This is a genomic window from Dyadobacter sp. (genome assembly GCF_017744695.1).
Taxonomy (GTDB): domain Bacteria; phylum Bacteroidota; class Bacteroidia; order Cytophagales; family Spirosomataceae; genus Dyadobacter.
Genome location: NZ_JAGIAS010000001.1, coordinates 1,476,302 through 1,489,569 on the forward strand (window position 1 = coordinate 1,476,302; position 13,268 = coordinate 1,489,569).

Here is a 13,268-nt window from a genome sequence, read left to right on the forward strand (position 1 = left end):
GGCAAAGTTTTTCTATTTGAACGCAGAAACCGAGATGATATTTTTACAAAATTCGTATTCCTGCTGCACATTTGAACCCAGTAAAACTAACTGATTCTGTGTATTATCCATTACGTGATCGAGGTACCAATTGATGCCTTGCACATCCAGATTTGTCGTTGGTTCATCGAGAAAAACCACTGGCACATCCGACAGAAACGCCAGGCCCAATTTCACCCGTTGCTTCATACCCGACGAAAAATGCCGGATAATCTTCCCGCTGGCGTGCGGAAGCTGAATAAAATCCTCGAAATCCTTCGCCGAAATCCCGTTTTTGAACGGTTTGAACTTGCTATGAAACTCGATCTGCTCACGCAATGTAAACTCCTCGATCAGTTCCAGATAGGGAGCAGCGATAACCATGTGCTTATACCAATGGTCAGTCTCGATTTCTTTACCACTTCGGTCCGTGTACGCTATTCTACCTTCGGAAACGGGGATCATCCCTGTTAGCAGTTGCAGTAGTGTCGACTTACCGCTTCCGTTCGGCCCCACAAACACATACTTTTCACCGGCCTCGAGCTCGAAACTGGCATTTCTGACAATCCACTCTTTGATGAACTTCTTCCCTATTTTATCAACTGTTATCTGCACTGGTTCTTTCTGATATTCTTTTATTATTTACCGCCGTAGTAATCCCATACGGCCTTCGCGATCCGGGCAATCACCAGTTCGCGCGTATCGATGGCTGCGGAAGCGTCTGAGACGAACACTACCACCGCAATGGCCCTTCCATCGGGCAATTTCATAATACCTGCGTCGTTCGTCGCAGCCGCAATACCCTTGTCGTTGGTATTGGAAGTCCCCGTTTTATGCGCCACTTCGGTACCCTTCGGCAACAGTCCCTTGATCCTTTTCAAACCGGTAGGACCTTCAACCAATATTTTCCAAAGAACATCATGGCTCGTTTTCGACAACCTACTGCGCTCGTAGGCGATTTGCAGCAATTGAAGGTAGGCCGACGGCCGGGCGTAGTTGGTGTACTGTACTTCCCAACCCGCCTTCATTTCCTTTTCGGTCGCAACGATCGCAATATCTTTCACACCCAGTGAATGAATGTAGTCGTTCACCTTTTTTGTCCCGCCCGCCAGTTCAAAAAGAATGTCGCAGGCATTATTATCGCTTTCCGAAACGGAGTAGCTGAGCAGTTCGCCAATAGTAATATCAAAATCCTGGCTGGAATGTTTATCCCGCATCGGACTGTGCGTCTTCTGGTCGAGCTGTGCCTGGGTGACGTGTATCTTTTGATCCAGTTTCAATTTCCCTTTGTCGACCAGATCCAGTACCGCGATCGCCAGCGGGAATTTGAATGTACTTTGCATCGGGAACTTGTGATTCTGGTTGATCAGCAGCGTTTCCTTTGTTTTCAAATCCATCACTCCCACGCCGACGATACCTTTCGCTTCCGCGCTAATTCGCTCGATTTCAGATTTGAGCTTCGCCTGCTGGGCAAATGCGGTGATGGGAAACAGTAATATGAAAACTGAAAACCGGGCGAATCTGATCATACAGTATTTTGAGGCTTGATGATGATTGTTAACTATGAACGTTCGGCTTTCCGGTCTTCGATGGTCAGTTTCACGAGTTCGATGCGTGTGTCCTGAACAGAAACGATCTGAAAAGAATAAGGCGGGATATCTACCACTTCATTTTCATCGGGCAAGTCGCCGCAGAAATGAATAAGCATACCGGCTATTGTATCATAATCGCCTTCGGGAAGCTCCCAGCCATATTTTTCATTCAAATAGTCGAGCTCATGACGTGCGCTGAGCATGTACGTATGATCGTCGAGCTGTCGTTCGGTCCAGTCTTCGGTGGTATCATATTCGTCCTGGATTTCTCCGAAAATCTGCTCCACGACATCCTCGACGCTTACCAGGCCGGATGTACCACCAAATTCGTCGACTACCAATGCAATGCTGCGGCGCTCTTCGAGAAAGCGCAGCATCAGGTCCCGTGCGGGCATGGCCTCGGGCACGATCAGGATCGGTGTGATAATGCTGCTGATTTCTTTCGGCTTTTTAAACAATGACAATGCATGACAATAACCCAGCACCTCATCGACAGACTCTTTATGCACGATGATTTTGGAATGGCCGCTCGTCAGGAATGCAGTACGGAGGTCCTCGATAGTCGCATTTACATTCACCGCCGAGATTTCCGTCCGCGGGATCATACAATCCCGAATTCGCAAATCTTTGAAATCCAATGCATTGATAAACATCTTCTCTTCGATGCTGTGATCGTCGAAATCGGGATCGTCGGCCGAGATAATGTCATCACGCAGCGAAGGTGACAGGATATTTTCTTTCACAAACGGCTCGATCACCCAATAGAGCGGCGTCATAAGCCATTCGCCAAAACGTACCGGAAATGCTTTCAGGTCCAGTACTTTGGGAAAACTACGTCCGATTTTGACCCAACTCGAATAGCTGCCCATCCACAAAACAGCCAGTGCGGCGAACAATGCGATGATTAACAGCCAATTCTGTGTGCCGCTACTAAGCTCGAACAACGGAAAAATCGCGATCACCCCCATAAAACAGCCCAAAGCGACCGATGCCAGGCGTATCATCCGGAGAATGCGCCGCCAGTAGAGCGTCTGCTCGACCTGCTCATTCTTTTCGTGCCTGAGCGCGTACCGGTCGATCCACACATCCAGCAACACCGATCGCACCGCTCCATAGTAGCCCGCCAGCATGAAGAATACGATGGTCGTAACCAGGAATATCAGGTTCATTTCTTTATTTTTTTAGCCGGTTTGGAGTGGATTGCAGGACCGCCGACAGCCGATGTCTTATTCGGCGCTGCCCCCGGCTCACCTCCCTGTTTCGCAAGCGTGGCAGCTTTCAAGCGGCTGAATTGGAATAGCAAAAAACAAACAATGCACAATAGTAAAAGCCAGTAGCTTTCTAATAGCCCGGCGCGCCGGAATTCGAGCACCCAAAGCACGAGAAACCCGAATGCGAGGGCCAGGAAAATCGTCCGGATCAGTTTGGAATTCATTAATGAAGGATCTTCTTAAACATGCGGGGTTTAAGGCCCCATTTTTTCATTGATTTTCAAAGATACCACAGATTGCGCCAAAACGGTCATCCGTGTATTAATCTTCGTTTCAACGCATAATAAACCATACATAACTCGGTCATTTCCCCCTAAAATAGCTAACTTGCAGGGATTGCCGTACAATTCAGGGCCGACACTTGAATTGTAAAATTAATTCTTGAAAAAATATCCTTTATTACTATGAGCGAAACGACAAAACGCTTTGCACCCGGTGTTGTAACCGGCGATGGAGTTAGTGAAATTTTCCGCCACGCCAACGAAAACAACTACGCCCTTCCGGCCGTGAACGTGGTAGGAACCAATTCAGTGAATGCGGTCCTGGAAACAGCCAAAGCGGTTAACAGCCCTGTTATCATTCAGTTTTCGAATGGCGGAGCTATATTTTATGCAGGAAAAAGCCTTTCCAATGCCAACCAGCAGGCGGCTATCGCCGGCGGTATCTCCGGTGCACAACACGTACACCAGATGGCGGCATTGTACGAAGTGCCTGTGATCCTCCACACCGACCACTGCGCGAAGAAACTCCTTCCCTGGATCGACGGTTTGCTGGATGCAGGCGAGCGCTATTTCGATCAACACGGCAAGCCTTTGTACAGCTCGCACATGCTCGACCTTTCGGAAGAGCCGATCCACGAAAACATCGAGATCTGCGCTAAATATTTCGAGCGCATGGCGAAGTTGGGCATGACCCTGGAAATCGAACTCGGTGTTACCGGTGGCGAAGAGGACGGTGTCGACAACTCGGATGTAGACAGCTCAAAACTGTACACGCAGCCTGAGGAAGTGGCATTCGCTTACGAAGAACTTTCTAAAATCTCCCCTAACTTCACCATTGCAGCGGCATTCGGTAATGTGCACGGGGTATACAAGCCAGGTAACGTGAAGTTGGAACCGAAAATCCTCCGCAACTCACAAGAATACATCAAGCAGAAATTCGGAACCGGCGACCTGCCCGTTAACTTCGTATTCCACGGAGGATCGGGCTCATCCCGCGAAGAAATCCGCGAGGCGATCGAGTACGGCGCGATCAAAATGAACATCGACACCGACATGCAATGGTCGACCTGGGAAGGTGTTCTCAACTATTACAAAGCAAAAGAAGGCTACCTGCAATCACAACTCGGCAACCCCGAAGGTGCAGATTCGCCGAACAAAAAATATTACGACCCACGCGTATGGCTACGCAAAGGCGAAGAGAGCATGATCTCCCGTCTGAAAGTGGCGTTCGAAGATTTGAACTGCATTAATCAGCTGGGATAATTATCAGCCCGACAGATATGAAAAGAGCAACCCTTATCGGTTGCTCTTTTTTTCTTCTTAACTCTCCACCATCATCCGCTTCCTATGCGCTACGCCCCAGTCGCGCAGCGTCTTGATCACGATCTCCAGTGAATGCCCGTATTCAGTGAGTGAATATTCCACAACCACGGGAATGGAATCGTAAACGGTTCGCTTCACCAGGTCATTGCTTTCCAGCTCACGGAGTTCTTTCGAGAGCATTTTGTCGGTAATGCCCGGCACTTCCTTGGCGATTTGAGAGAAGCGTTTGTTGCCGAACATAAGGGATATGATGATGGGCAATTTCCATTTGCCGCTGAGTACTTCCAATGCGTCGCGCACGGGGAGGATGCTTTTCGTGCATTCATCCCAGGTGTGCGGCTTCGCTTCTTTTGTTTTTTCCATAGCTGATTTTTTCACTATCCTTTTGTATACTACTTACAAATGTATAGTAAATTTAATTAAGTTTGCATGCCGATTAATCATTGGCACTTCAAACTTAGATAAAAATGAGCGAGTTAATAAAAAAATTGAACTGGCGTTACGCCACCAAACGCATGAATGGCCAGACCATTCCCCAGGAGAAACTGGACAATATCCTTGAAGCGATCAAGCTGGCGCCGTCTTCGGTGGGTTTGCAGCCTTACAATATTGTCATTGTGGAGGACAAGGCGTTGAAAGACAAAATTTACCACGAGGCGGCTACCCGCCAGGCGCAAATCCCCGACGCTTCGCATTTGCTGATTTTTGCGGCATGGGAGAAGCTGACCTCGCAGCATGTGGAGGATTATATCAAATTCTTCGCCCAGACTCGCAACGTGAGCGTCGAGTCGCTGGCGGGTTTTCATAGCAGCATTAATGGCGGTATCCTCAGCCGTAGTGAGGATGTAAATTTCGACTGGTCTGCACGCCAGGCATACATAGCATTGGGGCATGGGCTTGTGGCGGCGGCTATCGAAGAAGTGGACGCAACACCAATGGAAGGTTTCGACGCGGCAAAAGTGGATGAAATCCTTGGACTCCGTGAAAAAGGATTGCGCAGCGTGGTGATCCTGGCATTGGGCTATCGTGACGCAGAAAAAGACCCGTATGCAAATGCGAAGAAGGTACGCCGGCCGCATGAAGAACTTTTTATCTCCATCTGAGCTTTTTAGTAACCGGAGGTTGAAAGTCAGGAATGGTCAAGGTTGGTCATGTGTAGTCATGTGTAGTCAATTATAGTCAAGTGTAGTCAAGAATGGTCAGGGTTGTAATGGATTGTTGAAACAACAAATGACAATACCTGACTAAAAATGACAATACCTGACAACAAATGACAACACCTAACAAACAATGCCTCCCCCCGGAGTTACAATTACGAACAAGCGATATTATGAAAGTAGAAATATGGAGTGATGTAATGTGCCCGTTTTGCTATATCGGCAAAAGGCGCTTTGAGAGTGCGCTGGCGGAGTTTCCGCAGCGCGACCAGATTCAGGTAGAATGGAAAAGCTTCCAACTGAATCCGCAGATGAAAACCGAACCCGGAAGAAGCATTAACGACTACCTGGCCGAAACCAAAGGCTGGACGCCCGATTATGCGCAGCAGGTGAACGACCACGTGACGAACATGGCTGCCGAAGTGGGTCTGGAATACAATATGGATAAGGCCGTATTGGCCAACTCTTTCGACGCGCACCGCTTTTTACAGTTTGCCAAAACCAAAGGCCTGGGCGATGCGGCGGAGGAACAATTGTTCAAAGCCTATTTTACGGATGGCAAAAATACCGCCGACCACGCTACGCTGATCGAGCTGGGAACTGCCATCGGGCTGGACGCTGCTGAACTGAAAGCTGTCCTGGATGGCACGCGTTTCAGTGAAGATGTGCGTCACGACATTTACGAAGCGCAGCAAGTGGGCGCGCGTGGCGTTCCGTTCTTTGTGCTTGACCGCAAATATGCTGTTTCAGGCGCACAACACACCGAAACTTTCCTGAACGCATTGCAACAGTCATTCGGCGAGTGGGAAAAGGCTAATCCCAAACCGCTCGTGAGCCTGGCCGACGGTGCGAACTGCACAGTCGACGGGGAATGCAACTAAGGTAAAATATGGATTCAAAAGGGGCATGTCGGCTATCCGGCGTGCCCCTTTTTCATATCAGGCTGCATCACTGGTATGGTTCTATAAGTAAAGTCGGGAGCGCGGGTCCGGAATGTCACGCAATTTGTGCTAATTGCGATAATTTGTTGCACAAAATACCACACCTCCAACCACCGCTGTCAGCACTTTATACCCGACTATATGCGCTTTCTGGCATTATTGCTGCTCTTTCTGGCCATACAACAGTTCTCCCGGGCTGGCGGGATAAGGGGACGCATTACCACAAAAAATGGCGAATCCCTTCCCTACGCGGGCATCGCAATAAAGGGTACGAGCAACGGCACGATGGCCAACGAGGAGGGCGAGTATGAGTTTAGTCTCGCGCCCGGGAACTACGAAATCGTCTTTCAGTATCTGGGTTTTAAGAGTGTTTCCAAAACCATCACAATCGGCAACGATTTTACCGAGCTGAATGTGCAGATGGAAGAGCAGGCGCTCAGCCTGCAAGAGGCCACGATCGGCAAGAGCAAAGAAGATCCCGCGTACACGATCATGCGCCGCGCCATCGCGAAAGCTCGTTTTCATCAGTTGCAGATACGGGGTTATACGGCCAAAGTCTATTCCAGAAGTACAGGTGTGGCTACCAAAATCCCCTTTTTACTACAAAAACGGCTAAAAAAAGAAGGCGTTCAGCAAGGCAAGGCCATTCTGAATGAGAGTGTCGCGGAGATCAGGTACCGCCGCCCGAACAATTACAGCCAACGCATTATTTCTACCCGAAACAGCCTCGATAACAGCATACCTTCACCCAACGAGTACATCCTGGCCAGTTTGTACAGCCCCGAGATCGCCGGAACGATTTCACCATTATCCCCCAAGGCATTCGCCTACTATAAGTTTGAGTATGAAGGATATTTCGAAGAAAGGGGCGAAATCGTCAACAAAATAAAGGTTATTCCAAAAGCTTACGGCGAAGGGGTTTTCCGGGGAAGCTTGTTCATTCTGGAAGATCGCTGGGCGATCCATAGCTACGATTTGCAAACGACTACCAGCGGTTTGAACATTGCGGCGAAGCAAATTTTCAGCCCGGTGCAGGGGGTATGGATCCCGGTCAATCAGCAGTTCCGGTTGAATGGCAGCTACCTCGGATTCGCAGGGGAATTCCGCTACCTCGTTTCGCTTACCTACGATAAGCTCGATGTAGATCCGGGTTTAAGGGAAGACATTGTCATTGCAGACCATAAAAAAGAGGATGCCCCAAAAGTAAAAGGTGGCAAAGACCTCGAAAATCTGATCCAGGCGCAGAAGGAGTTTTCAACCAAAAATTTCAGAAAACTCACCAAACAATACGAAAAACAGCAGAAGAAGGAACAAAAAGAACAGCTTGGCAACGACCGGCTGGTGCGGCAAGATTCCATTGTGATCGATTCGATGGCCAACAAACGCGATACCACCTATTGGCAGGCATTACGCCCTATTCCGCTAACCAGATCGGAGGTTTCGAGTTATGTTACGCAGGACAGCATCAAAGTTGTCAAAGATTCCCTCAGGGTCAAGACCAAGCCCGACTCCACCCATTTCAAACCTATTCACCTGCTTTTGGGGAACACCTATGCATTGGGTAACCGTAACACTTTCTATTTCAAAAGCCCGTTCCTGTCGGTCAGCTATAATTCGGTGGAGGGCAATGCGGTTAACTTTATCACCGAATGGCAGAAGCGCTGGGCGAAATCGTCATATCTGAGCGTGCGACCGCTCGTGCGCTACTCGTTCGGGCGGAAGCGGTTGTACGGGAACCTGGAAACCCATGTGGGTGGAAAAAACTGGAACCTGGCGTTGGCAGGTGGCGAAATGGCCTCGCAGATCAACAATCGCGAACCAATTCCGCCCTTGCCCAATAGCGTCGCCGCCCGCTTTGTCGACCGGAGCCTGATGAAATTGTATCAAAAACAATACGGCCACATTCAATACACGCTCCGCAACATCGGCGACGTCCTGAGCCTCAACGCTAGTCTGGATTTTGAACATCGGAAGGAGCTGTTCAATCAGGAAAGTGCCCGACCAATCATTTTCTGGAGCCAGTTCGGGTTCACGCCTAACAGACCGGTGAACCGGGAGCTGGAAAACACCGGTTTTCAGGAACACAATGCATGGATTCTCGACGTCACCGCCACATTACGCCCCTGGAGAAGGTACCTGATCCGAAATGGTGAAAAACGGTATCTGAGGAGCCGTGGTCCAGCTTTTAGTGTCAATTACAAGAGCGGGCTGGGCTTTTGGGGAGACGTGGATTATTCACTGCTGCAAGGAACGATCCGCCAGGATTTGAACCTCGGGCCACGCAGCAACCTCGAATATCTGGTAAATGCCGGCGGTTTTTTGACTACTAAAAAAATGTACTTCCCCGATTACCAGCATTTTATGGGTAACGAATTCTTCTTCCAGTACGTTTATCCGCCCGATCAGTTCCGGATGCTACCCTACTACCGTTACAGTACGGCGAAATGGTTTTTCCAGACCCATTTGACGTGGTCGATGCAGCATTTCCTGCTCACGCGTGTGCAGTCGTTACGCGTGACGGGTATTTCGGAGACGTTGCAGCTGCATTACCTGCGTGCACCAACGATCCGGAATTACACGGAAGCAGTTTATGGAATTGATAATATTATGCGGATCGTCCGGTTGGAGGCCGTCGCGCAATTCCATGGCTCGCATTTTCAAGGCATGGGATGGCGCATCGGGGCCTCCTTTCGGTTCGGACGGTAACTATTTTACTTTGGTAGCCTTGAAGCGTGGGGCGGTTTTAGGAAGCGTCGGCCACACGTTGTTATCAAGATCGATATCAGCCATGCGCTGGCTCGGATCGATTACAATGGCTTGAATATCCGAAATGCTGCGGTCGATGGTAAAGGAATACTCCGGGTAAGTCCAGCCCCAATCCGCCATTTGGGTGGTCTTGGAATAAAGTTTCTCATTCTTCTCGCCCCGCATAATTTCAAGCGGAATGTAAAAATTCTCCTGAGTGCCGTCCTTGTAGCTTACTACGACATCCAACGGCATCGGCATTTGCCCGATCCTTTCCAGCACAACGTCTGTTTTACTTCCATTGGCCACCGCTTCACGAACGCTGTAATCGATCGTTTTGGTAGTGCCTACAAAATTCTCCCAGAACCAGTCCAGTTCCAGCCCCGATTCCTTTTCCATAATGCGTTTCAAATCGGTCGGATTCGGGTGTTTGAACTTCCATTCATTGAAATACCGCTTCATGCCCCGCTGAAACGTTTCCTTACCCATGATATAATTAAGCTGATTCAGGAAAACGGCGCCTTTGTTGTAGCTGGCAATGCTGTACGCTTTATTGGTATTATAATGATCAGCGTGGGTCGTGAGCGGCTCTTCCGTACCCGACTTCACCAGGCTGCGGTAGCTCGTCGTGGCGCTTCTTTGCGGATCGCCTTTCGCAGGAAACAGCTCGTTCATCACGATGTTTTGCGCATATGTTGTGAAGCCTTCGTCCATCCAGGGATATTTGGATTCGTTGGTCCCCAAAAGGCCCTGGAACCAGCTGTGGATGGACTCATGGACTGTCACGCTCGTCAGGGAGTGCAGGTTCAGCCTTCCGGTGATCAGCGTCGCCATCGGGTATTCCATACCACCGTCGCCCCCCTGGATTACCGAATACTGCTTGTACGGATAGCGACCGAACTGCTCATTCATGATTTTGAACGAACGCACCGCCAGCGGCTCCATTTGCTTCCATACATTGGCCAGGGTGTCGGTTTGGTAGAAGAAATGTAAATCCAGGTTATCGTCTACTTTCACGACATCGTGCTGGTAATCGCGGTCGGCCGCCCACATGAAGTCGTGTACTTCCGGCGCTACGAAATGCCAGGTAAGGCGGTCACCGGGTTTGTGGGTTACATTTTTGTTGGAGTAACCGTGCCCAATTTTATCAGGGTTTTGCAAATAACCCGTTCCCGCGATCGTATAAGCAGCATCCATCGTGATTTTCACGTCGAAATCCCCCCAGATCCCGTAGAACTCCCGACCGATGTAGGGATTGGCATGCCACCCTTCGTAATCGTATTCCGACATTTTGGGGTACCATTGCGCCATCGAGTAGTCGATGCCTTCATTATTATTGCGGCCTGTGCGGCGGATTTGCAACGGCACCTGCGCCTCAAATTCCATCTCGAATGTGTGATTGGATTTGGGAACGATCTTCTCGTTCAACGTCACTTCCAGGATAGTGCCCACCACTTCGTATTTCAGTGGCTTTCCATTCTGTTTGAGGGAAAGCACCTTTTCATATCCGATCTCCGAAGGCGACAGTTTGGAAATACGGTCCTTCACGCGGGGATCGGGGTCGCTGATCGAGCGCGAGCGGACGTCCATCTGGCTGCCGGGCTGGAATGCGTTCAGGTATAAATGATAAAATACCTTTTGAAGTGTATCAGGGGAATTGTTGGTGTAAACGAGCTTTTGGGTGCCTTTATACTGGTGTTTGACAGCGTCAAAATCAATCTCCATCTGGTACTTCGCGCGCTGCTGCCAACGGTCATTTTGTGCTGAAACCCGGAACGCCAGCGCGACCAGTAAAAGCACGGAAAATTTAAACTTCATTATAAGGTTAGTAATTTGATTAAACCGCAAATTAACTTAAATCCCCTTGAAACTGTGCATCATTCTCCACAAAAAACCTCATTTTCAAGCAGAAACAGCAGTTTAGGGCATTGAGGGCGCATTTATGCTTCTGGCATAGTGTTGGTAATTATTGGTTCAGAAATCAATAATTAAGAACCTAAATATTTGTCAATCATGCTTAGATGGACCGTCATATTTCTCATCATCGCTATCGTGGCCGGGATCCTCGGATTCGGTGGTATAGCGGCAGGCGCAGCAGGCATTGCTAAAATTCTTTTCTTCGTATTCCTCGTTCTCTTCGTGTTAAGCTTATTAAGCCGCGGAGTCGGGCGATCCTGACGACTTCCGGAAATACAACAAATGAAAAAAGCGGACTCGGTGTCCGCTTTTTTCGTATGCCTTATTCCCATTCGATGGTAGCCGGCGGCTTTGAAGAGATGTCGTAAACGACCCTGTTCACTCCTTTTACCTTGTTGATAATGTCATTGGAAACTTCCGCTAGGAAATCGTAGGGCAAATGTGCCCAGTCGGCGGTCATACCGTCGACGGACGTCACCGCGCGCAGCGCAACTACACGCTCGTACGTACGCTCGTCGCCCATTACCCCTACGCTCTGCACGGGAAGGAGCATGGCACCCGCCTGCCAAACGTCTTTGTAAAGATCCCATTTGCGGAGACCGCCGATGAAGATCGCATCTACTTCTTGAAGGATAGCGACCTTCTCCGCTGTGATTTCACCGAGGATACGGATCGCAAGGCCTGGGCCCGGGAACGGGTGACGGCTGAGAATTTTCTCGTCGATACCCAGTGTACGTCCAACCGCCCGCACCTCGTCTTTGAACAAAGTATTCAGCGGCTCTACTACTTTCAGCTTCATGAAATCAGGCAAACCACCCACGTTGTGGTGCGATTTGATCGTCGCCGAAGGGCCTTTTACCGAAACGGATTCGATCACGTCGGGATAAATGGTACCCTGACCGAGCCATTTCACGTCTTCGATCAAATGCGCTTCCTGGTCGAAAATATCGATAAACGACTTTCCGATCGCCTTGCGTTTCGCTTCGGGATCGCTCAGGCCGTCGAGCTGTTGGTAAAAGTGTGATTTAGAATCTACACCTTTAATATTAAGGCCCATATCCTGGTAAGAATGCAGCACTTGCTCGAACTCATCCTTACGCAGCAGCCCGTTATCTACGAAAATACAATACAAATTCTGGCCGATCGCGTGGTGTACCAGCGTAGCAGCCACTGTTGAATCCACACCACCCGACAATGCCATTACCACTTTGTCGTTGCCGAGCTTCTGACGAAGCTGTTCGATCGTATGTTCTACAAAAGATTCAGAAGTCCAGTCCTGCTTGCAGCCGCAAATATTCACGACGAAGTTATGCAGGAGTTTTTTACCCTCGGTCGTATGCGTAACCTCCGGGTGGAACTGAATACCATATGTCAGTTCATCTTCCACCTTAAATGCGGCGACCTTCACCGACTCCGTTGAAGCGATCACGTGGAAGTTCTGCGGTGCGCGAACGATCGTGTCACCATGCGACATCCACACCTGTGACGACTCCGACAAACCGGCCAGCAATGAAGAATCGGTATCATCGATTTCCAGCTTCGCACGGCCGTATTCGCGGTGCTGCGAAGGCTTCACATCGCCGCCAAGTTCCTGTGCGAGCAATTGTGCGCCATAGCATACACCCAAAAGAGGCAATATTTTGCGGAATTTGTCGAGATCGACCCGGGGAGAATCCTCGTCCCTCACCGAACAGGGGCTACCTGAGAGAATGACACCTTTGACGTTGGGAGTGAGTTCGGGGAAGTTGTTGTATGGGTGGATTTCACAATAAACGTTCAGTTCGCGAACTCTGCGTGCAATTAACTGGGTGTACTGTGAGCCAAAATCTAAAATCAGAATTTGTTCAGTCATATATATGCTATCTAAAACGCAAAGGTAGGGAGATTGGGTGAAAAGCAAAAAACGAAGTTGAAACTTCGCCGCTTTGATCGTTCAAATAGCTATTTAACCGTTTAAACTTTTTTCCAGCCGATATGCAACTTCCTTTTATCCCTTTGTATCTATAAGCCGAAAGATAGACACACACCACTTATATAACATACACGCCTTTTATGTAATCAAAGGTTCTATGTTATACCAAGT

General features: G+C 49.2%; 12 protein-coding genes. 5 read left to right on the forward strand and 7 right to left on the reverse strand.

What is annotated here, in order from left to right:
* Positions 1-12: 12 nt before the first annotated feature.
* Genes J7619_RS05695 through J7619_RS05710 form a run of 4 tightly spaced genes read right to left on the reverse strand, consistent with a single transcriptional unit; the run spans position 13 to position 3,045 of the window.
* Positions 13-633, reverse strand: coding sequence for an ABC transporter ATP-binding protein (locus tag J7619_RS05695; RefSeq protein ID WP_291195327.1), 621 nt, complete (start codon positions 631-633; stop codon positions 13-15).
* Between the two features lie 23 nt (positions 634-656).
* Positions 657-1,547 carry a class A beta-lactamase, subclass A2 gene (gene bla / locus J7619_RS05700; RefSeq protein WP_291195330.1) on the reverse strand — a complete coding sequence of 297 codons (891 nt, stop codon included), beginning with the start codon at positions 1,545-1,547 and terminating at the stop codon, positions 657-659.
* A gap of 32 nt (positions 1,548-1,579) precedes the next feature.
* Positions 1,580-2,779: a hemolysin family protein gene (locus J7619_RS05705; protein ID WP_291195333.1), complete on the reverse strand. Its 1,200-nt coding sequence runs from the start codon at positions 2,777-2,779 to the stop codon at positions 1,580-1,582.
* The gene (locus J7619_RS05710; protein WP_291195336.1) at positions 2,776-3,045 is read right to left on the reverse strand and encodes a hypothetical protein; all 270 of its coding nucleotides are present in this window, start codon (positions 3,043-3,045) and stop codon (positions 2,776-2,778) included. Before J7619_RS05710 ends, J7619_RS05705 begins: the two co-directional genes overlap by 4 nt.
* 240 nt (positions 3,046-3,285) lie before the next feature.
* Between J7619_RS05710 and fbaA the strand changes: the two genes are divergently transcribed.
* Entirely contained in the window at positions 3,286-4,365 is a 1,080-nt protein-coding gene (gene fbaA, locus J7619_RS05715; protein ID WP_291195338.1) for a class II fructose-bisphosphate aldolase, read from the forward strand.
* A gap of 57 nt (positions 4,366-4,422) precedes the next feature.
* Here fbaA and J7619_RS05720 read toward each other — a convergent pair whose 3' ends face one another.
* Positions 4,423-4,788 (reverse strand): helix-turn-helix domain-containing protein, encoded by a 366-nt coding sequence (locus J7619_RS05720; protein ID WP_291195341.1) that lies wholly within the window; start codon positions 4,786-4,788, stop codon positions 4,423-4,425.
* A gap of 104 nt (positions 4,789-4,892) precedes the next feature.
* Between J7619_RS05720 and J7619_RS05725 the strand changes: the two genes are divergently transcribed.
* From J7619_RS05725 to J7619_RS05735, 3 genes are all read left to right on the forward strand, one after another.
* Positions 4,893-5,528 (forward strand): NAD(P)H-dependent oxidoreductase, encoded by a 636-nt coding sequence (locus J7619_RS05725; RefSeq protein WP_291195344.1) that lies wholly within the window; start codon positions 4,893-4,895, stop codon positions 5,526-5,528.
* Between the two features lie 227 nt (positions 5,529-5,755).
* Positions 5,756-6,463 (forward strand): DsbA family protein, encoded by a 708-nt coding sequence (locus tag J7619_RS05730; protein ID WP_291195347.1) that lies wholly within the window; start codon positions 5,756-5,758, stop codon positions 6,461-6,463.
* A 201-nt stretch (positions 6,464-6,664) separates the two neighbouring features.
* Positions 6,665-9,229: a DUF5686 and carboxypeptidase regulatory-like domain-containing protein gene (locus tag J7619_RS05735; RefSeq protein ID WP_291195350.1), complete on the forward strand. Its 2,565-nt coding sequence runs from the start codon at positions 6,665-6,667 to the stop codon at positions 9,227-9,229.
* Here the strand turns inward: J7619_RS05735 and J7619_RS05740 are convergent, their stop codons facing one another.
* On the reverse strand, positions 9,230-11,086 hold the full coding sequence (locus J7619_RS05740) for a M1 family metallopeptidase (RefSeq protein WP_291195353.1): 1,857 nt from the start codon (positions 11,084-11,086) through the stop codon (positions 9,230-9,232).
* 195 nt (positions 11,087-11,281) lie between these two features.
* Between J7619_RS05740 and J7619_RS05745 the strand changes: the two genes are divergently transcribed.
* Positions 11,282-11,446 (forward strand): DUF1328 family protein, encoded by a 165-nt coding sequence (locus J7619_RS05745; RefSeq protein ID WP_019940565.1) that lies wholly within the window; start codon positions 11,282-11,284, stop codon positions 11,444-11,446.
* 61 nt (positions 11,447-11,507) lie between these two features.
* On the opposite strand, the gene guaA is transcribed toward J7619_RS05745, so the two are convergent.
* The gene (gene guaA / locus J7619_RS05750) at positions 11,508-13,037 is read right to left on the reverse strand and encodes a glutamine-hydrolyzing GMP synthase (RefSeq protein WP_291195357.1); all 1,530 of its coding nucleotides are present in this window, start codon (positions 13,035-13,037) and stop codon (positions 11,508-11,510) included.
* Positions 13,038-13,268: the final 231 nt, after the last annotated feature.